This window comes from Grimontia kaedaensis, from assembly GCF_023746615.1.
Taxonomy (GTDB): domain Bacteria; phylum Pseudomonadota; class Gammaproteobacteria; order Enterobacterales; family Vibrionaceae; genus Enterovibrio; species Enterovibrio kaedaensis.
Genome location: NZ_CP082275.1, coordinates 2595502 through 2621535, shown reverse-complemented (window position 1 = coordinate 2621535; position 26034 = coordinate 2595502). Strand labels below are relative to the sequence as shown.

Genomic DNA, 26034 nt, shown 5'->3' with positions numbered 1-26034 from the left:
CCCTGCGCTATTTCTGATCACCTATCTACTGTGATTGGTATTTCTTTCAGGTTTCACCGAAACAAAGAAAGGGATGCATCTGCATCCCTTTGTCGTTCTAGTTGGTAGAGGTTTAGATTACTGGCAGCTTGCTGCGCCCAGTTCTTTCCAAACACCCCATTGACCAGTTGTGCCAGGTTCTTCGTTGGTGGTCCACCACTTGGCAGAGTACTCAACACCTTTATGAGTCACAACGTCACCTGAGTTGTAAACAGTACCTTCAGCCCAAGCGTTAGGACAAGTCACTACAGGTTCATCTTTCGCTACGACAACCGATACGGTTGCAGAGTCGGTCAGCTTGCCATCTGATACTGTCACAGAGAAGGTCAGTGTTGTATCCACTGAGTAGCTACCAGCAGTGAAAGTCAGTGAAGCGCCGTTTTGTGTTGCAGTTACACCCGCTGGAACATCCCAAGTATAGGTAAGTGCATCATTGTTTGCGTCGCTTGAACCGCTGGCATCGACCAGAACAACATCACCTGCATTAGCATTAGCTGGTGCCGTCAGCGCGGCTACAGGTGCTTCGTTGACTGGATCAATAACTTTTGCTTTCGCAGTTACCACAACAGTATCGGTCGCAGTTGCGCCTTTATTGTCGGTCACTGTCAGTGAGAACACGAACTGGGTATCTGCAGTGACTGCTGGAATATCAGCAGATGCGGTTGCAGTGCTTGCATCAGTCAATGCAACTGAAGGACCTGAGGTTTGCTTCCAGCTGTATGAAACAACTTGTCCGTCAGTATCTTTCGACGCTGAGCCATCAAGTGTTACAGCATCTGCTGCGTTAACGGTAACATCAGCGCCAGCATTGGCTACAGGTGCTTTGTTAACAGGGTCAACTGGGTCACCCGCAAGCGACTCTTGCATTGCGTTCAGAATATCACCGTTGTCTGCATCGATTTCCCAAGCAAACAGACCAGCGAAGTTGTTTTGACGAACGTAGGCACCTTTAGCCATAACAGAGCGTTTGTTGTCGTATGTGACAAGGTCACCGTTTGATGGATCCCAAGCCCATGGTGCTTCAGCTTGTTCGTCATAGCCCAGAACAACACCTGCTTTATTCTCGTAGTCAGTCACGATATCTTTGTAATCGATAACGCCTGCTTCCCAAGAACCCGCAATTTTACCGTTACCTACACCCGTCATTGGGTTAGTTGGATCTGACATGCTGGCTTCAGTTACACCTGTCCAACCACGGCCGTACATAGCTGCGCCAATAACCAGTTTCTCAGGTGGAACACCTTTTTCAAGCAGTAGGTTTACGCCGTTTTTCGTTGTGTATGCAGGGCCTTTACGTGGTTTACCATCTGCATCAACACCTTTACCTGCACACTCGTCAGCAGACATGTGGCTGCCACAGTCCAATGCTGCTTGGTGACCCACAACGTTGTTCCAACCACCGTAGTAGTCGTAAGTCATGGCGAAGATGTAATCCATGTAAGGAACAGCATCTACATAGTTAACGTCTCGAATCTTGTCGTAGCCTACACCAACTGCAGAAGTCAGTTCGTACGTGCGACCAGTTTCAGCAGAAAGGTCATCCAGCATTGCGCGCAGTTCTTGCATCAGGATTGCGTAAGTGTCGCCATCTTTCGCTGGGTCGCCGAGGTTAGGGTTTGCGCCTGAGCCACCTGGGTATTCCCAGTCGATATCAACACCGTCATAGAACTTCCAGGTTTGCAGGAATTTCTTCACAGAAGCGACAAACTTGTCACGCTTGGCTTTATCGCCAAACTCATAGAATGGGTCAGACAGCGTCCAGCCGCCGATAGAAGGAAGGATTTTCAGGTCAGGGTAACGCTGTTTAAGCGCCATGATCTGGCCGTAAGTACCTTTATAAGAGGAAGAGTGGCTTTGACCTGATTGTGGGTGAGGCATTTGAACCGCCGCCCATGGATCGTGAATGACAACTTCGTAATCAGGCAAACCGGCACACGCACGGTTCAGAGCGGCCAGAGGACCATCATCAAGAGATGGGTTATTGCCACAAATTGGCACGAAACCATAAATAATGTGGGTAAGATTTTGCGCTGGAATCTTGTCTACAGGGAATTTGCGACCGTAAACGCCCCACTCAACAAAGTATGCGCCCATGACAGTGTTAGCTGGTGTAGTGTAGTTGCCGTTGTTAGGGTCAACATTCATTGGCAATGGATCAAGGTGACTACCGTCAGTGTCCGCTACCAGGATTTGTTTTGGATCACTCTTGGTACACGCTTGATCTGCACCTGTGCCACTACAAAGCTCCACGACCATGTCGTATTTGCCGCCTTTAGCAACCTGAAGAATCGTTGATTCTTTCTGGCTGGCTGCAGGAGCCACGCTTGCCTCATGGGCGACTTCACCGTTAAGCAATACGCGCCAAGTATCTCCTGGCTCACCAGACCAACGGTCCCAAGTGACTGGAACTTCCGCGTAAGGTTTCACCGTCACCAAATCTTTGTATGCGCTGGCAGCATCGTTCACCTCAATGATGGCGAAGTTGGTTTCCATCCATGAAATGATTGGGGCACCAGGTGCCGCCATGGCTGGCGCGGCGGTAGCGCTGGCGATAGAGGCTGCGAGTAGCCCCTTTAGAAAAGCCCGTTTGTTCATCTTAATATCCCTCGAAAATTTATAGCGAGAATTATCTGTTCATCGCGTGAATATGAGCCAATCTACGCTGACTCTGTCCTGATACTTGGTAAGAAACGGATTTAAAGCAAAATCAGAGGGTAAGGAATTAGAGGTGTAGAAGAGAAAAAAGTAACGAGCTCGTTACATTGCGGGTGGTTTTTGAACAGGTCATCACAAAAATCGCACACTTTATCGTCTTGACGAATTAAGTTTGCAGAAAAAAAATAACCTCTCGGTAGAGAGGTTATTCATTTAAATAATGAACTGTGTATCAACGGGTGCCTTTTGCTTTTTCTTCGTTTGCCTGCTTTTTGGCAGAAGGGATAAAGCCATGTCGGACGCGAGAGCACAGAGGTCTGGATTGGGAACCGGCAGGTCTCATTTTCGTGATCGTCTCTTTGTTTAATTGTTGATTGATTCTGGTTGTTGCACCTCAGTGCCGATAAAACAAACTTTCATTACATCGGTACAGAGACATAGTGCGCAATATTTAAGACTTTCACAATTTAATCTGTGTCACATCTTTAATTAGAACGAATAAATTCTAACCAGCAATTTTTTTATTACCGTACGTTATTAAAACATCATAATTTGTAGTGTTTTTAGACGCCTACGTGCTCGCTATCTCATTGTTTCAAATGTGGAGCGGGTGAGTGGGTAGGCTTTGCTACACTTTTATTGCTGGTAAATAACACAAAGCTGTGTTGATCAACCAGCGAATGTGCACCGCAGTTGAGTGTGCCATGGTGGAATGAATCAATCAGGAGGATCACAATGGGACATAGACGTATTAGCAATAAAAAGATGAGGCAGATGCTGCAAGAGGTTCTGCCAGACGACATCAATGAGAGCAACACAGGAACCCTTGTTGAGGGCAAAGAGCAGAAAAGTACGGACCAAGATCCTCTTCAAACGCAAGATCAGCAAAAGTAAAACCGCTCATTTCCATTTATAGGCCAGTTGATTCCAACTGGCTTTTTTATTGCCTTCGCGAATGTGCGACATATTTGGTCGCAACATTGACCAATATTTATCCACTGACCACTTATGTTATGCGGTGAAAATAGTTTAACGAATTGTAAAATTAATGGATTATTGATTTTTTTCAGTGAGTTACCAGGCTAGGTGTTATCTTTTGTTGGTTTGAGGTGGGTGAATTCTATTCATGGTTAGTGAATGAATACGCTTTTGATTGTTTTTTAAACGGCTGGTATTAACGATTTTTGTTGTAAAAGATACCGATAACACCAGACTTTAATGCTTAAAAAATATGCTTTTTAGGCGATATCTACAATATTTCACTTTGATTGCATCTGAAGGTGAAGCATATGTTCAATGCAGTGCAATGAAATAGTGATAGATGCTGATAATGTTCGCTATGTTAGATATATGTGACTTTTTTTGTCGTTTTTGTGGCAAATTGCTTTGATGCTTGGTAATGTTCCAAACAATTCTCCGTAAAGCACCTATATTTTGTGGCGGTAAGCAGCTTAATTCGCTTCCCGTTTTATGGTCGCGGAGAGTGTCATGGATGCAACTGAAGGATAAAATGGAGTATCTGCATGTATAAGAACAAAATCACTCAGGCGCTGTTGCTTAGCGCTGGTATGGCAGTAGCCGCCACCTCTTTCACTGCGACTGCAGCCGATGTACCTGCCGGTGTGAAACTGTCACCTAAGCAAGAGCTCGTTCGTGGTAACGGTACTGAAGTGGCGTCTCTTGACCCACACAAAGTAGAAGGTGTGCCTGAGTCTCATGTATTGCGTGACCTGATGGAAGGTCTGGTCATTCAGGATGCCGTTGGTAACACCATCCCAGGTGTTGCTGAGTCATGGAGCACTGAAGACAACAAGACGTTCACTTTCAAAATCCGTAAAGACGCGAAGTGGTCCAATGGTGACCCAATTACGGCGCATGATTTCGAATACAGCTTTAAGCGTGTCGTTGATCCAAACACCGCGTCTCCTTACGCTTGGTACATCGAAAAAACCCAGATGAAAGGCGCGAAGGACATTATCGCCGGGAAAAAATCGATTGAAGAGCTGGGTGTTAAAGCGATTGATGACCAAACCCTGGTAATCGAAACTGATGTTCCTTTGCCTTACTTCGTTAAGATGATGGCTCATACCACTATGTACCCGGTTCACAAGGGTACGGTTGAGAAACACGGTGATTCTTGGACTAAGCCTGGTAACTTCGTGGGCAACGGTGCATTTGTTCTGTCTGACTGGGTGGTGAACGAGAAGATCGTTCTTGAGCGCAACGAAAACTACTGGGACAACAAAGACACTGTTCTTGATCAGGTGACTTTCCTGCCAATCGAAAACCAGAATGCTGAAATGAACCGCTTCCTGTCTGGCGAAATCGATATCACATATGAAGTGCCTAACGAGCAGTTCCGTCGTCTGGCGAAGCAGTACCCAGACAACGTAGTCGTTTCTCCAAGCCTGTGTACTTATTACTACGGCTTCAATACCCAGAAGCCACCTTTTGATGATGTACGTGTCCGTAAGGCACTGTCGTACACCATCGACCGTGACATCATCACTAAAGCGATTCTTGGTCAAGGCCAGAAACCTGCTTACGCTTTGACTCATAGCGGTATTACTGGTTTTGCTCCTGAAGCACCTGAGTACGCGAAGATGACGCAGAAAGAGCGTATCGCCGAGGCTCAGAAGCTGCTGGCAGATGCAGGCTTCGGTTCAGGTAACCCGTTGGATTTCACGCTTCTGTATAACACCAGCGAAAACCACAAGAAAATTGCAGTAGCGATTCAGTCTATGTGGAAAAAATCTCTGGGTAACTTTGTTAACGTAACGCTTGAAAACCAAGAGTGGAAAACGTACCTGGATAGCAGCAAGCAAGGCAACTTTGATGTTCGTCGTGCAGGTTGGTGCGCGGATTACAACGAAGCGTCTACTTTCCTGGTTATCGCGATGACTGAGAACGGTTCAAACGACCAGAAATACTCAAGTGAAGTATTTGATAAAGCGATGAGCGATGCTATCCGTGTGGCGAAAGATGAAGCTGAGCGTAATGGATACTACGCTATTGCTGAAGCGCAGCTGGCTCAAGATATGCCAATCGCACCGATTTACCAATACGTGCAACCTCGCTTGGTTGGAACGCAGGTAGGTGGCTACCCAGACCAGAACCCGCAAGACAATATCTACTCGAAAGATATGTTTATCATCGCAGAATAATAATAGCGCTACTCCATGCGTCTGTGGCCAAGCTACAGGCGCATGTTTTTTCGAACATAAGTAGGATGCTTTATGTTTAGATTGATTTTGACTCGTACACTGGAAGCGATACCAACACTTTTGGTATTGATTACGATTTCCTTCTTTTTAATGCGTTTCGCGCCCGGAAATCCCTTTTCTTCGGAAAAAACTTTGCCTCAAGAGGTAATGCAAAACATTAATGCCAAATACGGACTGGATAAGCCGTTATTTGAGCAATACACCACCTATCTTGGCAACGTGGTACTGCGCGGTGACTTCGGTCCTTCCTTTAAATACAAAGACTATACCGTCAACGAACTGATCGCCTCTGCACTGCCTGTTTCTGCAAAAGTAGGTTTCTATGCATTCATTGTGACCGTCATCATCGGGGTCACTATCGGCACCATCGCTGCATTGCGGCAAAACAGTTGGGTGGACTATCTCATCATGTCCACGTCGATGTTTGGGGTTGTGTTGCCGTCTTTCGTTCTTGCCCCAGTACTGATCTATATCTTTTCCATCGGTCTTGGATGGTTCCCTGCTGGTGGTTGGAATGGCGGTGCAATCCAGTACATGATTCTGCCGATTGTCGCCATGTCGTTCCTGTATATCGCAACGTTTGCCCGTATTACTCGTGGCAGCATGATTGAAACCTTAAACAGTAACTTTATCCGAACCGCGAAAGCGAAAGGCCTAAGCATGAGATACATCGTTATCAAACACGCTCTGCGTCCAGCGCTACTGCCAGTGGTCTCTTACATGGGGCCTGCGTTCGTGGGCATCATCACTGGTTCGGTGGTTATCGAAACCATCTTTGGTCTGCCGGGGATCGGAAAACTGTTCGTTAACGCAGCGTTCAACCGTGATTACTCGCTGGTTTTGGGGGTCACCATCCTGATTGGTGCGCTGTTTATTATCTTCAACGCTATCGTCGATATTCTTCTGGCGTGGCTGGATCCGAAGATTCGTTATTGAGGTTTGAATCATGATTTTAAAAAGAGAAGAAAATAACGAAGCTATCGAAAATTTCTCGGCGAAGCTGGAAGTAGAGGGTCGAAGCCTTTGGCAAGATGCGCGTATCCGATTCATGCGTAACAAAGCTGCAATGACCAGTCTGTTCATCCTGATGTGTATCACGGCATGGGTATTGATTGGCCCAATGTTTGCGGCTTACACTTTCGACGATACCGATTGGTATGCAATGCACGCTGCGCCGTCTTTCGGCGAAGAAGGCCACATTTTTGGTACCGATGCGCTGGGTCGTGACATCTATGTGCGTACCTTGGTTGGTGGCCAGATCTCTTTGATGGTAGGCCTGATGGGCGCTCTAGTAGCTGTTGTGATTGGTACCATTTACGGCGCAACGTCCGGCTATATTGGTGGTCGTACTGACCGCGTGATGATGCGTATCCTGGAAATTCTGAATGCGATTCCGTTTATGTTCCTGGTTATCGTACTTGTGACCTTCTTTGGTCGTAACATTTTCCTGATTTTCGTGGCTATCGGTGCTATTGCCTGGCTGGATATGGCTCGCATCGTACGTGGCCAGACTCTCAGCTTGCGTAACAAGGAATTTATTGAAGCGGCACACGTATGTGGTGTTAGCACTAAGAATATTATCCTCCGTCATATCGTACCGAACGTGCTGGGTATCGTTGCAGTATACTCAACCCTGCTTATCCCAACCATGATTCTGATTGAGTCATTCCTGAGCTTCTTGGGCCTGGGTGTTCAAGAGCCAATGACCAGCTGGGGCGCGCTGCTACAGGAAGGTTCCCAAACCATGGAACTGGCTATCTGGCAGTTGGCTTTCCCAACGCTGTTTATGGTCACCACACTGCTTTGCTTTAACTATGTGGGTGATGGTTTGCGTGACGCGCTGGATCCGAAGGATCGATAAGGAGGAAGTATGAGCCTGTTAGATGTAAAAGATCTGCGCGTAGAGTTTAAAACCCAGGATGGGTCTGTGACCGCAGTTAACGATCTGAACTTCTCACTCGACCGTGGTGAAACGCTGGGTATCGTAGGTGAGTCGGGTTCAGGTAAAAGCCAGACCGTGTTCTCTATCATGGGTTTGCTGGCGAAAAATGGCGTTGTTTCTGGCAGCGCAAAGTTTGAAGGTAATGAGATCCTGAACCTTCCGGAGAAGGAACTGAACAAAATCCGCGCGGAACAAATCGCGATGATTTTCCAGGATCCAATGACTTCTTTGAATCCGTTTATGAAAGTCAGCGATCAGCTGATGGAAGTACTCATGCTGCACAAAGGCATGGGAAAAGCGGAAGCATTCGAAGAGTCTGTTCGCATGTTGGAAGCGGTGAAAATTCCAGAAGCGCGTAAGCGTATTACCATGTACCCGCATGAATTCTCGGGCGGTATGCGCCAGCGTGTGATGATTGCGATGGCGCTACTGTGCCGACCAAAACTGCTGATTGCTGATGAACCAACCACAGCCCTTGATGTGACCGTACAGGCGCAGATCATGGAGCTGCTTACCGAGCTTAAATCTGAGTTCAACACCGCCATCATCATGATCACCCACGACCTCGGCGTCGTCGCCGGCTCTTGCGACAAAGTGCTGGTCATGTACGCGGGTCGTACCATGGAATATGGCAAAGTCGATGAGATTTTTTACAAGCCAAGCCACCCATACACAGAAGGGCTATTGAAGGCGATTCCACGTCTGGATACGGAAGGTGAAATTCTACCGACGATTCCGGGCAACCCGCCAAACCTTCTGAAACTGCCACCGGGCTGTCCGTATCAGGACCGCTGCCATCGCGTTGGTGACCGCTGTAAGAGCGAATCTCCTATCCTGACGCCTTTTGCTGACGGACGTTTGCGCGCATGTTTTTCTGATCAGGAGGCTTGGTAATGGGTGCAATGGATAAAAAACTGCTACTGGATATTGAAGACCTGAAAGTGCACTTCAATATCGCGTCCAAGTCAGTATGGCCTTGGGCAAAGCCAACGGCATTGAAAGCCGTTGATGGCGTAGACATCAAGCTCTATGAGGGTGAAACCTTAGGTGTCGTGGGCGAATCAGGCTGTGGTAAATCCACCTTTGCCCGCGCTGTGATTGGCTTGGTGCAGGCAACCGAAGGTCAGGTTGTCTGGCTAGGTCAGGACTTGACCAAGCTGGAAGGGAACGACCTGCGTGAGAAGCGCAAAGAAATCCAGATGATTTTTCAGGACCCACTGGCATCCCTAAACCCACGTATGACTGTGGGTGATATCATCGCTGAGCCACTGAAAACCTTCTATCCAGAACTGTCTAAGGACGAAGTGAAACAGCAGGTGCAGGCAATGATGACCCGTGTCGGCTTGTTGCCTAACGTGATTAACCGTTACCCGCACGAGTTCTCGGGTGGTCAGTGTCAGCGTATCGGTATTGCCCGCGCGCTTATCCTGAAACCAAAGCTGGTGATCTGTGACGAGCCGGTTTCTGCACTGGACGTGTCGATTCAGGCTCAGGTAGTGAATTTGCTGAAAGAGCTGCAAAAAGAAATGGGCCTAAGCCTAATTTTTATCGCGCACGACCTTTCAGTAGTGAAGCACATTTCTGATCGCGTTCTGGTGATGTATCTCGGTAACGCCGTGGAACTGGCTGAGGGTAATGCGCTGTTCGACAACCCGCGGCACCCGTATACCAAAGCCCTGATGTCTGCGGTTCCGGTGCCGGATCCTATTAAAGAGCGGAACAAGGAAATTCAGCTGTTGGAAGGTGAGCTGCCTTCGCCGATGAACCCGCCTTCGGGTTGTGTATTCCGTACCCGTTGCCCTCAAGCGACAGACGCTTGTGCGCAGACGAAACCAAGGCTTGCAGGAACGGATTTGCACTCTGTCTCTTGCTTGCAGGTACACCTGTAAATAAATCCCTAAAAAAAGCGCGGAATTCCGCGCTTTTTTATTATTCATCCACTAAACACTTTGAAACTTGTAGTCCCATAAAACTAAAAAAGATTACGTAAAGGAAGTACGTATGACAAAGCTCTCAATTAAATGGAAAGTTACCTTCATTGCAGGGTGTTGCCTGTTGGTCTCGGCGGTCGGTTTGCTAAGTATCTCTGGCTACTTCAATGGTAAAAGCCAACAGACTGTAAGCCAGCTATCCTTAAAATCCCTTAAACAAAGCAGCGAACATCAAGTGATGTCCGATGCTTTGATCCAGGCAGCCGCTGCGAAAGCTTTTATTGACGAAGCATCATATCGCGCTCAAATGTTGGCCCAGAGTGTGTTGTTCTTAAAACACAATGCCGAAGAAAACTATACAAACAGTTCGGAGCTGAGGAACTCTGTCGGTGAGCTCCTTAGACGTTCTGTTGAAAACTTTCCGAAGATCACCGGCGCCTTTGCGGTATTTGAACCAGACCAATTAGATGGTGAAGACAGTAATTATCATGGTGCAGACTATGCAGGGGCCAATGAGCTGGGAAGGTTTGCCTCTTATTGGTCTGGTGACGTAACCGAGCAGAGTCAGGCGGTATTGTCAGAAGAAGTTATTGCTGGCCGTGAGGCCTTGTTTGGAGAGCAACGCTTTGATTGGTATAGCTGTGCTAAGAGCGCTCAGTCACTGTGTGTAATTACCCCATATGCTGATGGAGGTAGCGCATTAACGACAACCATCATTGTCCCTCTTAAAGTAGAAGATGAAGTTGTTGGCGTTATGGGTGTCAACGTAAGTCTTGATAGGTTAATCAACATTATTTCTCAAGCCGACCAAGCTATGTTCAATGGCGTGGGGAATCTATATCTCATCTCTTCTGATGGCAAGTTAATCACAGGTGACGCAATTGGTGCGGAAGTCGGTGATGACCTTATTGCACAAAGGGTGCTTCCGAAAGACGTCAAGACTTGGCTTGAGCAGGGAGACCCTCAAACTAGCTGGACACGTGATGGAAGCAAGTTAAGAGTATTTACACCTTTAACGACGGGAGCTCAGCCGTGGGGTGTCTATGTTGAATTACCTGCAGATTCTGTTCTTGATGGTGCATATAAACTAGCGTCGACAATATCCGAACAACACCTCGAAGCCAGAAACATTCAATGGCTGGTTAGTGCTTTGGTGATTGGGTTTGGTCTAGTTATTGTCTATTTTGCCGCAGGTCAAATTGTCAAACCGCTGCAGTTTGTTGTCGCCAAACTCAAAGACATTGCGAGTGGAGAGGGGGACTTGACTCAGAGAATCCCTGTAACCCGAGAAGATGAGATTGGTGAGTTATCCATCTGGTTCAACCGTTTTCTAGATAAGTTGCAGCGGGCGATTAAAGATGTCGTCGAGTCTGTTGAAGAAATCGATAATACTGCACACGGCGCTGCTAGTGTTGCTGGCAACACCCGGGATGGAAGTCAGCACCAATTCAGGGAAGTTGATATGGTTGCCACCGCTGCGGAACAAATGAGTCATACCGCCTCAGAGGTTGCCAATCATACGGAAAGTGCATTGAGTGCCACACAGTTTGCAACGTCTGCTGCCTCAGAAGGAAGAGGTGAAATCGATGCTTCCTCTTTGTCAATGCAAGAACTTGCCTCCAGACTTTCTGACGCTATTCCCATTGTGGAAAATCTAGAGAAAAGCAATACCGATATCAACCAGATACTTAGTGTCATAGAAGGTGTGTCAGATCAAACAAACTTACTGGCATTGAATGCTGCGATTGAGGCCGCCAGAGCGGGAGATCAAGGGAAAGGTTTTGCTGTTGTTGCTGAAGAAGTGAGGCAACTTGCGCTTCGTACCTCTGATTCTGTTGGTCAAATTCGTACTGTCATCGAGCAAGTGGGCAAAGGCACCGAGTCCGTTGTTAATGCTATTAATGAGGGCAATAAGTTAGCGGTTGATACAACTCAAAAGTTTGAGAAAGCGGCAGATAGTCTCAGCACTATTGCGGACGCTGTTGTGGCGATTGAGAACATGAATGAACAGATCGCCCGCGCTGCGGAAGAACAGCGAACAGTTGCCACTGAAGTGAACCGGAACGTATCCAATATCCGTGAGCAGAGTGAAGCAATTCTTAGCCATGCAGAGCAGTCTGCAGATATCGGGCAAAGGCTTGCTTCGCTTTCGGAGCAGCAACGACAGGTTGTGCAACAGTTTGTGGTTTAATAAACACGAAAAAGCCTTCCAAACGGAAGGCTTTTTTCTTTCATTATTTCAGCGCATTAGGCTTGCGGATACCACAATCCCTGATTGCAAAAATCAAGCAACAGTGCCAAAAGGGCAGGGTTGTTAGCAATTGCCCCCAAATCTTCGCCCGAGAAGTATTCCATGTCGCAGAAGACTTTCGCTGCCGCTTCACAACCTTCTGGCAGTTCAATGGTTTCACCGTTGATGAAAACCAGTGAAGGGTTATTTTCGTGGTAAAGCGCTTTAAGACCAGACACTTTTTCCAGATATAAACCGTCTTCCATAAACTGTTGAAGCTCATCAGATTGCCATGGTGGATCCGCTGGCATAATGTCTAGCTCATGGCGAGACTGGCTGAGTTGCTCACCCATCCATCGCGCTTTTGCGTCTTCATCGTTGATCAGCTTCATCAGCATGTCGTTCAGCGCGTTGTATTCTGCTGTTGGGATCATGCCGTGGTCATCACGGGTTTGAATATTCGGATCGTAGAAGTGCTTATCACCCAATTCGTTGGTTAGCACGAAATCTGCAAAGCCGTTAAGAAGCTCTTGTTTCTTCGGCGAGCGATAGCCTACTGAATAGCTGAGTGACACTTCAATAGTTTTACCTTCGTGCGGGCAGCCCGGCGGAACATAAAGGATGTCGCCTGGCTCAAGGATCTCGTCGATAATCGGCTCGAAGCCTTCAATTTGACGTAGGCCAGTATGGTGATTGGCATCTTTGTATTCACCTTTATCACCGACACGCCAGCGACGCTTACCCATGCCCTGGCAGATAAACACGTCATATTGGTCAATGTGCGGACCCACGCCGCCTTCCGGCATGGACAAGCAAACCATCACATCATCGAACAGCCAGTTCGGCAGACCACGGAAAGGTTCGGATAACGCACGCGGTCCCGGGTGCCAATGGTTGGCTGCCTGCACGATCAGCTGGGAGTGCGTGTCTGGGAAGCTTTCAAAGCTCTCAAATGGCCCATGTTGAACTTCCCAGTTACCATCCAGGTTGGACACAAAACGGGAATCGATTTCTTCTTCCATCGCCAGACCCGCCACTTCATCCGGGCTGATAGGGTCTTCAAAATCGATGAAACCGTTTTTAATCACAACAGGCTCTTTGTGCCAGAAGCGGGTAAGGAAATCGTTCAGATCAAAATTTAACTGATACATAGTGGGATTGCTGTTTCTTGGGATTGGGGGAGAGTATATACCCAAACAACCTGAATACGAGCATCTTCAGGTTTGTTTGGGTATAAACGAGATGCATTAAAAAAGCCCGAACACTGGCGTATTCGGGCTTTCAGACTGAAGAGCTAAATTACAGCGCGTCAGTCAGCTTGATTGCATCACCGATGTAGTTGGCTGGCGTCATCTCTTTCAGACGCGCTTTTTCATGCTCTGGCAGATCCAGACCGTCGATGAATGCACGCATGCCTTCACCGTCTACACGTTTACCACGAGTCAGTTCTTTAAGCTTCTCGTAAGGTTTCTCAATGCCGTAGCGACGCATCACGGTTTGTACAGGCTCAGCCAGTACTTCCCAGTTCTTGTCCAGCTCAGCTTCCAGCGCTTCGCGATTCACTTCCAGCTTGCTGATACCTTTCAGGGTAGAGGTGTAAGCGATGATCGCATAGCCTACGCCTACGCCCAGGTTACGCAGTACGGTTGAATCCGTAAGGTCACGCTGCCAGCGAGAAATTGGCAGTTTCTGTGCCAAATGGCCGAATACTGCATTCGCCAGACCCAGATTGCCTTCTGAGTTTTCGAAGTCGATTGGGTTCACTTTGTGCGGCATGGTTGAAGAGCCGATTTCACCTGCAATGGTCTTCTGCTTGAAGTGGCCCAGTGCAATGTAGCCCCATACGTCACGGTCGAAGTCGATCAGAATGGTGTTGAAGCGAGCAATCGCATCAAACAGCTCTGCGATGTAATCGTGCGGTTCGATTTGCGTGGTGTAAGGGTTCCAGGTGACGCCCAGAGATTCAGTAATGAACTCTTCGCTGAACTGGTGCCAGTCAACTTCTGGGTATGCAGACAGGTGCGCGTTGTAGTTACCTACTGCACCGTTGATTTTGCCCAGAATCTCAACACTTTCGATTTGCTTGTATTGACGTTCCATACGGTACGCCACGTTCGCCATTTCTTTACCCATCGTAGATGGAGAGGCTGGCTGGCCGTGGGTACGTGACAGAAGAGGAACATCGCGGTATTCAACAGCCAGTGCTTTAATCGCGTCAATCACGTTGCGGATTTCTGGCAGGATCACTTGCTCACGTGCTTCTTTCAGCATCAGGGCGTGAGAAGTGTTATTGATGTCTTCTGAGGTACATGCAAAGTGAATGAATTCGTTAACCGCGTTCAACTCTGCATTGTCTGCAACTTTTTCTTTCAGGAAATACTCAACCGCTTTTACGTCGTGGTTGGTGGTACGCTCAATCTCTTTGATGCGCTGTGCATCTTCTTCGCTGAATTCTGCAGCGATTTTGTCGAGTAGTGCGTTTGCGTCTGCGCTGAATGCCGGTACTTCCTTGATGGCATCTGTTGCAGCCAGCTTCTGCAGCCAACGGACTTCTACGATAGTACGGTACTTCAGCAGACCAAATTCACTGAAGATAGAACGTAACGCAATCGTTTTCGTCCCGTAGCGGCCATCAACCGGTGAAACAGCTGTCAATGCTGACAGTTCCATGGGCTTTCTCCTGAATTAAATATTACGAATTTCTGGCTAGGATGATTTTGGCTTGCTCGATCATTTGCTTACGGCCAAAGATAAGGTGGCGACGTTTGCCCCCTACCTGACGCCAAAGCACTGCGCCACGGATACCTGCAAGCAACAGGGCGCGCACTTTGTGTTGTACGCCGGTTTGTTGTAGTTGGGCAGGGTTACCGGTTACCTGAATACGTGGGCCCAGTGGGCTGATGGTGTCGAGGTAAATACTGGCAAGGTTGCTGATCATTTGATCATCGAGCAGTTCAAAGTGTTGGACCTGACGCTGGACAGTTTCGATGCGATCCGAAAGCTGCGCAAGGCTGTCACGGCGACCGGACAGCTTGCGTTCCAACGCGAGGAGATTGATCAGATAACGGGTAAGCTCACTGCCACCCGGACTGTTATCTAATTCATTAATCAGTGTGTTCAAACCAATAGTGAGGTTTTCTTCATTGTCGAAAACCTCCAAAGTTGAAGACGGATTCGTGAGGATAATACTGTTCAAGCTGGCACTTAGAGCGTCGTAATCACAACTTCCCTTGCGTGCTATCTCCTGAACCAGTTTGACGGATTGACAGATACCTGCGAACGCGATGGTACGATCAAACAAAGTATTAGCCACAGATGAGTGCTCCTTAAATACGCTGTTCGATGATGCCGCCACCCAGGCAAACATCACCGCTATAGAATACCGCTGATTGACCAGGAGTCACCGCTGATTGCGGTTCATCAAAAATCACTTTGATCTGGTCACCATCAATGGGTTCGATGGTACATGATATGTCTTGCTGGCGGTATCGCGTTTTTACGGTGCACTTCAATGGTTCGGCAATCGTTTCACGATCTACCCAGTGTAGTTGGCCTGCCACCAAGCCTTTTGAGAACAGGCGAGGGTGGTCGTGGCCTTGAGCAACAATAAGAACGTTGCGTTCAACATCTTTATCAACCACATACCAAGGCGCTTCGTTGCCGTTCCCACCTTTTTGGCCTCCGATGTGAAGACCTTTGCGCTGACCCAGAGTGTGGTACATCAGGCCCTGGTGTTCACCAATCTCGTCGCCATCAACGGTTTCAATGATGCCTGGCTGCGCTGGCAGGTACTTCGACAGAAAGTCGGTGAACTTGCGCTCACCGATAAAGCAAATGCCAGTGGAGTCCTTCTTCTTCGCGGTGATCAGATCTTGCTCTTCGGCAATGCGCCGAACTTCTGGCTTTTCCAAATCGCCAACTGGGAACAGGCTGCGTGCAACCTGATCGTGGCTCAGTGTATATAGGAAGTAGCTTTGGTCTTTGTTGCTATCAAGACCACGAAGCATTTGCGCTTTTTCACCTGCCTGAGTTGGGAAAGTGCGGCGCACGTAGTGACCCATTGCAATGTAGTCAGCTTCCAGCACTTCATCGGCGAACTCGAGGAAGGCTTTGAATTTGATTTCTTTGTTGCACAGGATATCTGGGTTCGGAGTGCGGCCTGCTTTGTATTCGGTCAGGAAGTGCTCGAATACATTGTCCCAGTACTCTGCGGCGAAGTTGATGGTGTGCAGGGTGATTCCCAATTTGTCACACACGGCCTGCGCATCGGCCAGATCTTCCGCTGCCGAACAGTACTCGTCGTTATCATCTTCTTCCCAGTTTTTCATGAAAAGGCCTTCTACCTGATAGCCTTGTTGCTTCAGTAGGTAGGCGGACACTGAGGAGTCGACGCCGCCGGACATACCGACAATAACTTTTTTGCTGCTGTTATCTGACATGACGAAATTTCTAGCTCCAATAAAATCGGGGGCAGAGTTTAACAGAAACCTTTACGCGGTTACAGATGAGATGTGAGTCACAATTTAATTGCGTGCAGGCGGTGGTACTTCACGCCATTCACCGGGTTGCAAGTCATCGACGGTCCAGTTGCCCATTTTGTATCTGACCAGACGCAAAGTGGGGTGACCTACTGCAGCGGTCATGCGACGAACCTGCCTGTTACGGCCTTCTGTCAGCGTGATGGCTAGCCAGGTTGTCGGCACGGTAGGACGATGTCGAATAGGTGGATTGCGATCCCAAATAGTGGGTTCAGCCATTACCTCCACGCCTGCAGGAAGTGTCCGGCCGTCATTAAGCTCCACGCCATCACGAAGCGCGTTCAAGGATTCTTCAGAGGGTTCGCCTTCAACCTGCACCCAGTAGATTTTTGCGGACTTGGATTGAGGCTGGGTCAGGCGTGCCTGCAAAATGCCATCGTTCGTCAACACCAATAAGCCTTCGCTATCTTTATCGAGCCGCCCAGCAGGATAAACGTCCTTCACTGGAATGAAATCGGCCAAGGTCGAATCCCCCGACTCGCCCGTGAACTGTGTCAGGGTGTTGAAAGGTTTATTGAATAGAATAACTTTCGTCGGCCCTCTCGGACGCGAAGGTTTGTCGCTGCGTCGTCGTGAAGTGCGTCGGAAATTCGGCTTTGAAGATGGCGTTTTGGCGCCTCTATTAGGGGTGGTTTTAAACGTCATTAAGTCGTGTCAATCAGGTCGGGTAACAAATGAGACCTTGGTATTATACATGGAATTATGTGATTGGCGTGTTGCGGGAATTACAGTATTCTTTTGCCCGCATGTTATACCAGACAGAACAATTAACTGACGTGCTACAGGACGAAGTTAATGTGTCATAGTGCGACAGAAAATTGTTCTGTTTGGTCAGCGCAAGATAACAAATGGACGCTAGGAGAATTAAATGGAAAGTAAAGTAGTCGTGCCAGCTGGTGAGAAAATTGCGGTAGAAAACGGCAAGCTGGTCGTTCCTAACAACCCAGTTATCCCTTACATCGAAGGTGATGGCATTGGTGTTGACGTTAGTCCTGCAATGCTCAAAGTTGTGGATGCGGCAGTAGAAAAAGCTTATGGCAGTGACCGTAAGATCTCCTGGATGGAAATCTACACTGGTGAGAAGTCGACTCAAATCTATGGTGAAGACCAATGGCTGCCGACTGAAACACTGGATTTTATTCGTGAATACAAAGTTGCTATTAAAGGCCCTCTGACTACCCCTGTTGGCGGTGGTATCCGTTCTTTGAACGTTGCACTGCGTCAGGAGCTGGATCTGTACATCTGTGCTCGTCCAGTACGTTACTTCGATGGCGTGCCAAGCCCTCTGAAACAACCAGAACTGACTGACATGGTTATCTACCGTGAAAACTCGGAAGATATCTACGCGGGTGTTGAGTTTAAAGCTGGCACTGCAGAAGCAGACAAAGTCATCAAATTCCTTAAAGAAGAAATGGGTGCAACGAAAATCCGTTTCGACGAGGAGTGTGGTATTGGTATCAAGCCAGTATCTGAAGAAGGTACTAAACGTCTGGTTCGTGCTGCTATCCAGTACACCATCGACAACGAGCGTGACTCGATGACTCTGGTGCACAAAGGTAACATCATGAAGTTTACCGAAGGTGCGTTTAAAGACTGGGGTTACGAAGTAGCGAAAGAAGAATTCGGTGCTGAGCTCCTGGACGGTGGTCCTTGGATGACTCTGAAAAACCCTAATACGGGCAAAGAGATCATCATCAAAGACGTTATCGCAGACGCATTCCTGCAACAAATCCTGCTGCGCCCAGCGGAGTACGATGTGATTGCAACCATGAACCTGAACGGTGACTACGTATCAGATGCGCTTGCTGCACAAGTTGGTGGTATTGGTATTGCCCCTGGTGCAAACATCGGCGACGGCATTGCACTGTTCGAAGCAACTCACGGTACTGCACCTAAGTACGCGGGTCAGGACAAAGTGAACCCAGGCTCTCTGATCCTGTCTGCTGAAATGATGCTGCGTCACATGGGTTGGACTGAAGCCGCTGACCTGATCATCAGCTCAATGGAGAAAGCGATCAGCAACAAGACTGTGACCTATGACTTTGAGCGTCTGATGGACGGCGCAACCCTGCGTAAGTGTTCTGAGTTCGCGCAAGACATGATTGACCAAATGTAATTTGGCTTTCAATGCTGAAAAACCCGGCTTTGGCCGGGTTTTTTGTTTTTACAGCGGGTTTAGGTTTTTGTCGACGGCATAGACACGTAATCCGTCAGGGTCGATATCTTCGTCAACCAGCCAGGGCTCAAGGCAAGCCCGGTCTTGAGTGCAAGGGTCGGTGAATGAACGCAGAAAAGCGGAAACATCCTCTATATCCGTTTGCCGGTAGGAGTATGGAGATTGAAGGATGCTCTGTCCGGTTGCTTGCTGGAAGAACATTGTCCATAGCGCTTCAAAGGTATTCGATCGTTGATCAGCTAACTGGATATTCGGCTGTGGGCCATCGTAGGTATAAAATGCACTGGAGTAAAACGGATCCATGTGATGCTTGATAATATCTTCCAGCGTGCTGAAGGCTCCACTGTGACCATAAGGCGATGTCATTTCAACATTGAGCAGAGAAGGGGTTCTGAAAGCATAGGCGTCGCGTAATGCAGAGGTTTCACGGTATCTGCCAAAATCATTAGTACCCGTTTCACCATCCCCCTTACCTCTGCCAATTTGAGGTACTGCAATATTGTGAAACCCCTCATCTGTCATTAAATCTCCCTGGTGGCAGGACTGACAGTTGGAACAACCTTCAGAACTGTTTGAGAGAAACTTCAGTGCGCCTCGCTTTTCCATCAGGTCAAGTGCTGCTTTGTCTCCTTTGCTGTAACGATACCAGCGATTATCAACAAACGACTGAGACCGCATTTAGTCTCCCAAAGCCTCTCGAATTGTATCGCTATTAATCACTTCCTCCAGCGATGCGTCGGGGGAGTTGTAGATTTGACGGAATAGCGCAGGCCAATGGTTGACGGCCAACGGCTCCAACTCCCCTCTAAGCCTTTACGCGATTAAGTCTCTGATTTCTTGATTGGTATTACCCTGTGCAAATGAAAAGCCCCGCATCTCCTCTTGAGGAGTAACGGAAAATCCGGCTTGAGCGTGCGAAAGATTTGCGCCTGCACCGGGGTCAGCAATGCCTTGACCGGAATCAGGTGTACTAATTGGTCCAACAGCGCCGTGTTGAAATGGAACAGGAAGGAGTGCTTCTAAGCGTCCATCATGGAATAAATGGCGGTCATAAAACTCAGATCGAAGGAGGTAGGAACATTACGCGGCATGGTAGGGCTACCATCATAGTTAACAGCCGTGACAAGGTGCTCTCTTCCAGGACCAAGTAAGTTTGGGTTTACGGTGTCGACACCAATAGCTATGGATAATGCGTCCACGCCGCCTAATGTCGGGTGATGACTGCTGACGCATACCGTGTCGAAATTTCCACTCTGGTTATCAATAAAGGATAAGGATGCGGAAGAAAGAGATGAATAGATAAGAGTGACTAACACAGTTAGTCGATAGGTTTTTGTTTTCATGGTGCCTCCCAAGTCACCTTGTTTGTATTTGGGCCACTGGCTTAGCGCAATTTCAATGTAATGGGTGATTGGGTTTTGGTGAGTGGTAATATTAGGATATTCTGTTTATTATCAATGAGTTAACAGTGATTTTTTCGTTGGTGCTTCAAAAGGTTTGCGGCGAAGACAGCGGAAAGTTGTGGCTAGTGGCGGAGAGATAATGCGTAGGGTAAGCACAAACAAAAAAGAGCGAACTTGACGTCCGCTCTTTCGATTCTCGACCTTCCGGCAGCGAAAAAGTTTGTAGCAACACTGTTATTTTAAAGCTTCATTCTCGACGGGAACGATTTGGCTGGCATGATAACCTTTCGGACCTTCCTGCACTTCATAATTCACGGTTTGACCCGCTTTCAGCGTGCGATAACCGTCCATTTGGATGGTGGAGTAATGAGCGAAAATATCGCCTTCACCTTCATCAGGGCAAATGAACCCAAACCCTTTAGCGTTGTTAAACCATTTAACTGTACCAGTTGCCATGCGAAACATCCCTCTTGCATTCAAATTGCATAACTATGAGTAAAATCAAACTTTGCAATCACGTTACTCAGAAGTAGTTGATGCAGTATGTTTTTACTTCAATTCCCACTCTAGTAGAAAGATTTAGACAGTCAAGCCTGCGAGCCCCCATATAACAACATTTTAATAAAAATGGCTATCGTTCTAGCAGAAGGATGATGGGGGTATCATTTTTGTAAACTTAGTTTCACATATGAAGCCAAAGTTTATTCAGTAAGAGGTTGATATGTGGGGTTAATTTACAACTCCATCAATGAATACATGTTTCATGGGTATTAGAAGTGGTCGTACTTCAAAGAATATTCCCTTCAAAACTAGTAATTTATCACTCAAAGAGTGGTTGGTGAATTGTTAGATTAATACACTAATCAATTGATATTTCGATTGGTGATATGAAATCCCTAAACATTCATTTGAGAAATTAAGTTTTTATTTTCCGAGACAACTTAATAAAAATGAGACCAAATAATTTTGAATTTTTATGTACGGAAAATCTGACATCAGGGGTTCGCTAAATGCCAGATATTGAAGTGAAATTGAATGGATATGATCTCGGTCTGGTTTTTAAAGGCGTGATCAGTGTTAATTCTGTGGTGAATAGCAGGCGATTGTGAACGCCCCGTAGCAATGAAACGGTTGCTGGAATACAATCTGTGCATTACGTTTTAAATAGTGGTAGAGATTCCTGTGTTTGATGTCTCAATCTATGATTCTGACGTATAAATAGTTGTTTTATAAGAAACACTTGAGCTACCTTAAAGATTGTAATCCCTTATGAGCAAAATGTACGAATGGATAGTTCCGGATTCTGACGTAAAGGAAGCGGAAGAAACCAAGGTAAAACCGCCATCATTATACAAAGTGGTATTGAATAATGATGACTACACCCCCATGGAGTTTGTAGTGGAGGTGTTGCAGCGGTTCTTTTCTATGGACATAGAGAAAGCAACACAGCTGATGCTTACGGTGCATTATGAAGGCAAAGCCGTTTGTGGCGTATTCACCGCGGAAGTTGCCGAGATGAAAGTCGCGCAGGTCATGATGCATGCGAAAGAACATCAACACCCACTGTTGTGCACAATGGAGAAGGCCTAAGTCGTAAACCCGGTTTTCTCCGGCACACCATAATGTGGTATTTGAGGGAGGTGCCTTATGCTAAACAAAGAACTCGAAGCAAGCCTCAACGGGGCGTTTGCGAGAGCACGTGAAAAACGTCATGAGTTCATGACAGTTGAACATCTGCTACTGGCGCTTCTGGAAAACGTAGCGGCTAGAGAAGCTTTACTCGCCTGCCGTGCGGATCTTGATGCTCTGCGTAAAGAGCTGGAAGCATTCATTGAACAAACCACTCCACTTATCCCTGTCGACGACGATAACCGTGAAACCCAGCCAACCCTGAGTTTCCAGCGTGTGCTTCAACGTGCTGTATTTCATGTGCAGTCGTCAGGTCGTAGCGAAGTCAGTGGCGCGAATGTACTGGTCGCGATTTTCAGCGAGCAGGAATCGCATGCTGCCTACCTTCTTAAGAAAAACGACATTAGCCGTCTGGATGTTGTTAACTACATTTCACACGGCACAACCAAGTCTTCCAGCAGCGATGAAGAATTGCCTGGTGCGGATTTATCTTCTGATGAAGCGGCCGTTGAAGGTGGGGAAGAGCGTCTCGAGAATTTTGCAACCAATCTGAATCAATTGGCACGTGTCGGTGGTATCGACCCGCTGATTGGCCGAGACAAAGAATTGGAACGCACCATCCAGGTGCTATGTCGCCGCCGTAAGAACAACCCACTACTGGTGGGCGAGGCTGGCGTTGGTAAAACAGCAATAGCTGAAGGTCTCGCGTGGCGTATCGTAGAAGGCCAGGTTCCCGAGATTATTCAGGATTGTGTCATTTACTCCCTGGATATTGGTTCATTGCTTGCGGGTACCAAATACCGAGGTGATTTCGAGAAGCGCTTCAAGAGTATTCTTAAGCAGCTAGAGAAAGAAGACCACGCGGTGCTCTTCATTGACGAGATCCACACTATTATTGGAGCGGGCGCAGCGTCTGGTGGTCAGGTCGATGCTGCTAACTTGATTAAACCTCTGCTGTCGAGCGGTAAGCTCCGTTGTATCGGTTCAACCACTTATCAGGAATACAGCAGCATCTTCGAGAAAGAGCGTGCGTTGGCGCGTCGCTTCCAAAAGATCGATGTGGTCGAGCCATCACTGGATGACACCACCAAGATCCTGATGGGCTTGAAGCCTAAGTACGAAGCTCACCATGAAGTTCGGTACACCAATAAAGCGATTCGTGCAGCAGTTGAGCTTTCTGCTAAATACATCAACGAGCGTCATCTGCCAGATAAGGCGATTGATGTGATTGATGAAGCAGGGGCACGCTGTCGTCTGGCTCCTGCCAGCAAGCGTAAGAAGACCGTGGGTGTGGGTGACATCGAGGCCATGATTGCCAAAATGGCGCGTATCCCAGAGAAATCAGTTTCGTCAACCGACCGTGATGTCCTTCAGTCGCTTGAGCAGAAACTTAAAATGCTGGTGTTCGGCCAGGACGATGCAATTAGTGCTTTGTGTGAAGCAATCAAGCTAAGCCGCGCTGGTTTGGGTGAAGAGAACAAACCGGTAGGTTCTTTCCTATTTGCCGGTCCAACCGGTGTGGGCAAAACTGAGGTTACTGTCCAGCTTGCACGAGCTATGGGTATTGAACTTCAGCGCTTTGATATGTCCGAATACATGGAACGTCACACCGTCAGCCGACTGATTGGTGCGCCTCCAGGCTATGTTGGTTACGATCAAGGTGGCTTGTTGACCGATGCAGTGATCAAGCATCCACATTGTGTGGTGTTGCTGGATGAGATTGAGAAAGCTCACCCAGACGTCTTTAACCTATTACTGCAGGTGATGGATAACGGTACGCTGACAGACAACAACGGCCGCAAAGCAGACTTCCGTAACGTGATTCTGGTAATGACGACCAATGCAGGTGTGACGGAAACAGTTCGCAAATCGATTGGTCTTATCCAGCAGGATCATAGCCACGATGCGATGTCGGAAATTAAGAAGGTGTTCTCACCGGAATTCCGCAACCGTCTCGACAACATCATTTGGTTTAACCACCTCGATAAGAACATCATTTTGCAGGTGGTGGACAAGTTCGTGGTGGAACTGCAAGCCCAATTGGATGCACGCGGTGTATCGCTGGAAGTGACTGACAAAGCCAAACTCTGGCTGTCGGAGAAAGGTTACGACAAAGCGATGGGCGCGCGCCCAATGGCGCGAGTCATGCAGGAGCATGTGAAGAAAAACCTGGCGAACGAGTTACTGTTTGGTTGCTTAGTGAATGGCGGAACGGTCAAAGTTGGCGTGAAGAACGACAAACTGACGTTCAGCTTCAGCGACGAAATGGAACCCGCTTAAATATCAAACCGGACGCACTATAGTCCGGTTTTGTAAAACGACAAAAACCCGGCATTGCCGGGTTTTTTGTGTTCGCGAGACGTGAGGATTAGCGCGCGCGGAAGATGATGCGACCTTTAGACAGGTCGTAAGGCGTCATCTCAACGGTAACTTTGTCACCGGTCAGGATACGGATGTAGTTTTTACGCATCTTACCAGAGATGTGTGCAGTAACTACGTGGCCGTTCTCTAGTTCTACGCGGAACATAGTGTTTGGCAGGGTATCCAGAACGGTACCTTGCATTTCAATTACGTCTTCTTTTGCCATTTAATCCTCTTGGGCTACCGATCAGCCAATTTTTGACCGGCAGATAATGCCTTGATTGATTGAGTCTGTAAAGTTTAGGGGCGGAATTTTACCCCTTTGCATCCGCACTGACCAGCAAAAATCAGCTATCGGTTAAGGTTTGCGCATTTTTCTGCCGGTTGGATTGAAGAAAACCGAGAGGTGAACCATTGGGAATATTTAAACCTAATTGCTTAAAACTGATCGCCATCTATCCAACTGCCAGCCACATAGCGCTGATGAGGTTTGAACTTCTGCTTATAGTTCATAGCGCTGCAGGCGTCGATTTGGAATCCAAGGTATAGCCATGGAATGCCGTGTTTCCGAGCCTGTTCTATTTGAGCCAGCACACAAAGCGAACCCAGAGACCAGCAGTGATCAGGCTCGAAGAAACTGTAAATGGCGCTGTATCCATTTTCTAAAATGTCTGTAATCGCGATGGCGATGAGTTTTTCATCTTCGTAGAGATGAAGGTACTTGGAAGTCTGCCAATCACTTTGCACGAAAGAACGAAAGTCCTGCTTATTCGCTGGATACATTGAGCCATGACGGTGGCGGGCTGAAATGTAGCGCTCATAAAGAGAAAACCAATCTGTGTCCATCTGGTCTTTGAACTCGATGCAAAGGCGCTTCAATTGGCTTAGGTGACGCTTTTGGCTCCTCGATGGAACAAACCCTCGCGTATCAACCCGAAGAGAGTGACAAGCTGTACAGGCGTTGCAATAAGGCCGATATATGTTGTTGCCACTCCGGCGAAAACCACTTTGCACAAGAAACCCATATCCGCGATCAGTGTGAAGTTCAGGATCGAGAACGACTGCGACAGACTCTTCTTGATTGGCCAAATAGCTGCATGTAGACGGTGCCATTACACCAATTCTTATTGAATGGTTAGACATGGTTAAAGCCAATCCATTGTGAACGGAAGAGAGACGCATCTGTGATCTGGTGTTTCAGCTCACAGAGCAACTGGGTAAAGTCCTGTCTTTGAATCGGCTCGGCACCCAGCGAGGCAAGGTGGTCTGTCATCATCTGACAATCAATCAGCTTGCCACCATGACGTTTAAAGTGTTCACAGAAGTACCAGAGCGCTGTTTTTGAAGCGTTGGTTTTGAGTGAAAACATAGATTCCCCGCAAAACAGTGAACCGACGTTAACCCCATACAAGCCACCTATTAGCTCTTCGTCCTGCCATACCTCAACACTGTGGGCGGAACCTAATTGATGCAATCGCGTATAGGCTTCGCGCATTTCAGATGTAATCCATACCTGATTTTCGCCACGGATTAGCGCGCAATGCTGAATGACTTGATCGAAAGATCGGTTGATAGATACCCGGTAGCCTTGTTTACGGACATACTTTCTCAGGCTTCGGCTTGGCACGAAGGAGATTGGATCGATGACCGCCCGCTCAGAGGGTGACCACCAGAGCAATGGCTCGTCAATACCAAACCAAGGGAATATGCCCCTTGAATACGCTGCACGTAAGCGTTCTGGCGACAAGTCTCCACCGATAGCCAGCAAACCATCGGGGTCTTCCAGTGCCGATGACACGGGGGGGAAAAAATCGGGGTTGTCATCATCCAGTGGTGGCAAATAGATGGTCATATCACTTCTTTAAGTTCAAAAAAGGGAGCTAGGCTCCCTTTAGTTTATACCTAA

The 26034-nt window shown here is 47.7% G+C and carries 22 protein-coding genes; 10 read left to right on the top strand and 12 right to left on the bottom strand.

The window, feature by feature from the left end:
• Window positions 1-117 precede the first annotated feature (117 nt).
• Window positions 118-2634, bottom strand: a complete 2517-nt coding sequence (locus K6Q96_RS11885) for a glycosyl hydrolase family 18 protein (protein ID WP_251875961.1) — start codon at window positions 2632-2634, stop codon at window positions 118-120.
• Window positions 2635-3429: 795 nt separating this feature from the next.
• Between K6Q96_RS11885 and K6Q96_RS11880 the strand changes: the two genes are divergently transcribed.
• The 7 genes from K6Q96_RS11880 (at window position 3430) to K6Q96_RS11850 (ending at window position 11982) form a co-directional block, all read left to right on the top strand.
• Window positions 3430-3588 (top strand): hypothetical protein, encoded by a 159-nt coding sequence (locus K6Q96_RS11880; protein WP_251875960.1) that lies wholly within the window; start codon window positions 3430-3432, stop codon window positions 3586-3588.
• 629 nt (window positions 3589-4217) lie between these two features.
• Window positions 4218-5858 carry an ABC transporter substrate-binding protein gene (locus K6Q96_RS11875; RefSeq protein WP_251875959.1) on the top strand — a complete coding sequence of 547 codons (1641 nt, stop codon included), beginning with the start codon at window positions 4218-4220 and terminating at the stop codon, window positions 5856-5858.
• A 72-nt stretch (window positions 5859-5930) separates the two neighbouring features.
• Window positions 5931-6854 (top strand): oligopeptide ABC transporter permease OppB, encoded by a 924-nt coding sequence (gene oppB / locus K6Q96_RS11870; protein WP_251875958.1) that lies wholly within the window; start codon window positions 5931-5933, stop codon window positions 6852-6854.
• Window positions 6855-6867: 13 nt separating this feature from the next.
• Entirely contained in the window at window positions 6868-7779 is a 912-nt protein-coding gene (oppC, locus tag K6Q96_RS11865) for an oligopeptide ABC transporter permease OppC (protein ID WP_251879638.1), read from the top strand.
• A 9-nt stretch (window positions 7780-7788) separates the two neighbouring features.
• On the top strand, window positions 7789-8754 hold the full coding sequence (locus tag K6Q96_RS11860) for an ABC transporter ATP-binding protein (protein ID WP_251875957.1): 966 nt from the start codon (window positions 7789-7791) through the stop codon (window positions 8752-8754).
• Entirely contained in the window at window positions 8754-9749 is a 996-nt protein-coding gene (gene oppF / locus K6Q96_RS11855; RefSeq protein ID WP_251875956.1) for a murein tripeptide/oligopeptide ABC transporter ATP binding protein OppF, read from the top strand. The genes K6Q96_RS11860 and oppF overlap by 1 nt, the downstream gene beginning before the upstream one ends.
• A gap of 112 nt (window positions 9750-9861) precedes the next feature.
• Window positions 9862-11982 carry a methyl-accepting chemotaxis protein gene (locus tag K6Q96_RS11850; RefSeq protein ID WP_251875955.1) on the top strand — a complete coding sequence of 707 codons (2121 nt, stop codon included), beginning with the start codon at window positions 9862-9864 and terminating at the stop codon, window positions 11980-11982.
• Between the two features lie 56 nt (window positions 11983-12038).
• Here K6Q96_RS11850 and K6Q96_RS11845 read toward each other — a convergent pair whose 3' ends face one another.
• The 5 genes from K6Q96_RS11845 to K6Q96_RS11825 all read right to left on the bottom strand — a co-directional run bounded on the left by K6Q96_RS11845 (window position 12039) and on the right by K6Q96_RS11825 (window position 17204).
• The gene (locus K6Q96_RS11845; protein WP_251875954.1) at window positions 12039-13172 is read right to left on the bottom strand and encodes a ribosomal protein uL16 3-hydroxylase; all 1134 of its coding nucleotides are present in this window, start codon (window positions 13170-13172) and stop codon (window positions 12039-12041) included.
• A gap of 148 nt (window positions 13173-13320) precedes the next feature.
• Entirely contained in the window at window positions 13321-14691 is a 1371-nt protein-coding gene (gene purB, locus K6Q96_RS11840) for an adenylosuccinate lyase (protein WP_062714054.1), read from the bottom strand.
• Window positions 14692-14713: 22 nt separating this feature from the next.
• The gene (hflD, locus tag K6Q96_RS11835; protein WP_251875952.1) at window positions 14714-15334 is read right to left on the bottom strand and encodes a high frequency lysogenization protein HflD; all 621 of its coding nucleotides are present in this window, start codon (window positions 15332-15334) and stop codon (window positions 14714-14716) included.
• Window positions 15335-15347: 13 nt separating this feature from the next.
• A complete protein-coding gene (gene mnmA, locus K6Q96_RS11830; RefSeq protein WP_251875951.1) occupies window positions 15348-16460 on the bottom strand; it encodes a tRNA 2-thiouridine(34) synthase MnmA in 1113 nt (370 codons plus the stop codon).
• An 84-nt stretch (window positions 16461-16544) separates the two neighbouring features.
• Window positions 16545-17204: a pseudouridine synthase gene (locus K6Q96_RS11825; protein ID WP_251875950.1), complete on the bottom strand. Its 660-nt coding sequence runs from the start codon at window positions 17202-17204 to the stop codon at window positions 16545-16547.
• A gap of 223 nt (window positions 17205-17427) precedes the next feature.
• On the opposite strand from K6Q96_RS11825, the gene icd reads away from it, so the two are divergent.
• Complete coding sequence (gene icd, locus K6Q96_RS11820) at window positions 17428-18675, top strand: NADP-dependent isocitrate dehydrogenase (RefSeq protein WP_251875949.1); 1248 nt, start codon at window positions 17428-17430, stop codon at window positions 18673-18675.
• Window positions 18676-18723: 48 nt separating this feature from the next.
• Here icd and K6Q96_RS11815 read toward each other — a convergent pair whose 3' ends face one another.
• The 3 genes from K6Q96_RS11815 to cspD all read right to left on the bottom strand — a co-directional run bounded on the left by K6Q96_RS11815 (window position 18724) and on the right by cspD (window position 20594).
• The gene (locus K6Q96_RS11815) at window positions 18724-19413 is read right to left on the bottom strand and encodes a cytochrome-c peroxidase (RefSeq protein ID WP_251875948.1); all 690 of its coding nucleotides are present in this window, start codon (window positions 19411-19413) and stop codon (window positions 18724-18726) included.
• Between the two features lie 341 nt (window positions 19414-19754).
• Window positions 19755-20078: a hypothetical protein gene (locus K6Q96_RS11810; protein ID WP_251875947.1), complete on the bottom strand. Its 324-nt coding sequence runs from the start codon at window positions 20076-20078 to the stop codon at window positions 19755-19757.
• Between the two features lie 294 nt (window positions 20079-20372).
• A complete protein-coding gene (gene cspD / locus K6Q96_RS11805) occupies window positions 20373-20594 on the bottom strand; it encodes a cold shock domain-containing protein CspD (protein ID WP_078751316.1) in 222 nt (73 codons plus the stop codon).
• A gap of 813 nt (window positions 20595-21407) precedes the next feature.
• Between cspD and clpS the strand changes: the two genes are divergently transcribed.
• Window positions 21408-21728 (top strand): ATP-dependent Clp protease adapter ClpS, encoded by a 321-nt coding sequence (gene clpS, locus K6Q96_RS11800; RefSeq protein WP_062660843.1) that lies wholly within the window; start codon window positions 21408-21410, stop codon window positions 21726-21728.
• Between the two features lie 57 nt (window positions 21729-21785).
• Entirely contained in the window at window positions 21786-24047 is a 2262-nt protein-coding gene (gene clpA, locus K6Q96_RS11795; RefSeq protein WP_062660844.1) for an ATP-dependent Clp protease ATP-binding subunit ClpA, read from the top strand.
• A gap of 88 nt (window positions 24048-24135) precedes the next feature.
• Here the strand turns inward: clpA and infA are convergent, their stop codons facing one another.
• The 3 genes from infA to aat all read right to left on the bottom strand — a co-directional run bounded on the left by infA (window position 24136) and on the right by aat (window position 25980).
• Window positions 24136-24354 (bottom strand): translation initiation factor IF-1, encoded by a 219-nt coding sequence (gene infA / locus K6Q96_RS11790; protein WP_002539157.1) that lies wholly within the window; start codon window positions 24352-24354, stop codon window positions 24136-24138.
• A gap of 212 nt (window positions 24355-24566) precedes the next feature.
• Window positions 24567-25271, bottom strand: coding sequence for an arginyltransferase (locus K6Q96_RS11785; protein ID WP_251875946.1), 705 nt, complete (start codon window positions 25269-25271; stop codon window positions 24567-24569).
• Complete coding sequence (aat, locus tag K6Q96_RS11780) at window positions 25264-25980, bottom strand: leucyl/phenylalanyl-tRNA--protein transferase (RefSeq protein WP_251875945.1); 717 nt, start codon at window positions 25978-25980, stop codon at window positions 25264-25266. Before aat ends, K6Q96_RS11785 begins: the two co-directional genes overlap by 8 nt.
• Between the last annotated feature and the right edge of the window lie 54 nt (window positions 25981-26034).

Bases quoted from the DNA above. Each gene is read 5' to 3' on its own strand.
- K6Q96_RS11885 (WP_251875961.1), bottom strand. From the start codon at position 2,634: ATGAACAAACGGGCTTTTCTAAAGGGGCTACTCGCAGCCTCTATCGCC.
- cspD (WP_078751316.1), bottom strand. From the start codon at position 20,594: ATGGCAACTGGTACAGTTAAATGGTTTAACAACGCTAAAGGGTTTGGG.
- mnmA (WP_251875951.1), bottom strand. From the start codon at position 16,460: ATGTCAGATAACAGCAGCAAAAAAGTTATTGTCGGTATGTCCGGCGGC.
- K6Q96_RS11850 (WP_251875955.1), top strand. From the start codon at position 9,862: ATGACAAAGCTCTCAATTAAATGGAAAGTTACCTTCATTGCAGGGTGT.
- K6Q96_RS11815 (WP_251875948.1), bottom strand. From the start codon at position 19,413: ATGCGGTCTCAGTCGTTTGTTGATAATCGCTGGTATCGTTACAGCAAA.
- K6Q96_RS11845 (WP_251875954.1), bottom strand. From the start codon at position 13,172: ATGTATCAGTTAAATTTTGATCTGAACGATTTCCTTACCCGCTTCTGG.
- oppB (WP_251875958.1), top strand. From the start codon at position 5,931: ATGTTTAGATTGATTTTGACTCGTACACTGGAAGCGATACCAACACTT.
- clpS (WP_062660843.1), top strand. From the start codon at position 21,408: ATGAGCAAAATGTACGAATGGATAGTTCCGGATTCTGACGTAAAGGAA.
- K6Q96_RS11785 (WP_251875946.1), bottom strand. From the start codon at position 25,271: ATGTCTAACCATTCAATAAGAATTGGTGTAATGGCACCGTCTACATGC.
- K6Q96_RS11810 (WP_251875947.1), bottom strand. From the start codon at position 20,078: ATGAAAACAAAAACCTATCGACTAACTGTGTTAGTCACTCTTATCTAT.
- K6Q96_RS11860 (WP_251875957.1), top strand. From the start codon at position 7,789: ATGAGCCTGTTAGATGTAAAAGATCTGCGCGTAGAGTTTAAAACCCAG.
- K6Q96_RS11880 (WP_251875960.1), top strand. From the start codon at position 3,430: ATGGGACATAGACGTATTAGCAATAAAAAGATGAGGCAGATGCTGCAA.
- K6Q96_RS11875 (WP_251875959.1), top strand. From the start codon at position 4,218: ATGTATAAGAACAAAATCACTCAGGCGCTGTTGCTTAGCGCTGGTATG.
- aat (WP_251875945.1), bottom strand. From the start codon at position 25,980: ATGACCATCTATTTGCCACCACTGGATGATGACAACCCCGATTTTTTC.
- clpA (WP_062660844.1), top strand. From the start codon at position 21,786: ATGCTAAACAAAGAACTCGAAGCAAGCCTCAACGGGGCGTTTGCGAGA.
- K6Q96_RS11825 (WP_251875950.1), bottom strand. From the start codon at position 17,204: ATGACGTTTAAAACCACCCCTAATAGAGGCGCCAAAACGCCATCTTCA.
- infA (WP_002539157.1), bottom strand. From the start codon at position 24,354: ATGGCAAAAGAAGACGTAATTGAAATGCAAGGTACCGTTCTGGATACC.
- purB (WP_062714054.1), bottom strand. From the start codon at position 14,691: ATGGAACTGTCAGCATTGACAGCTGTTTCACCGGTTGATGGCCGCTAC.
- oppF (WP_251875956.1), top strand. From the start codon at position 8,754: ATGGGTGCAATGGATAAAAAACTGCTACTGGATATTGAAGACCTGAAA.
- icd (WP_251875949.1), top strand. From the start codon at position 17,428: ATGGAAAGTAAAGTAGTCGTGCCAGCTGGTGAGAAAATTGCGGTAGAA.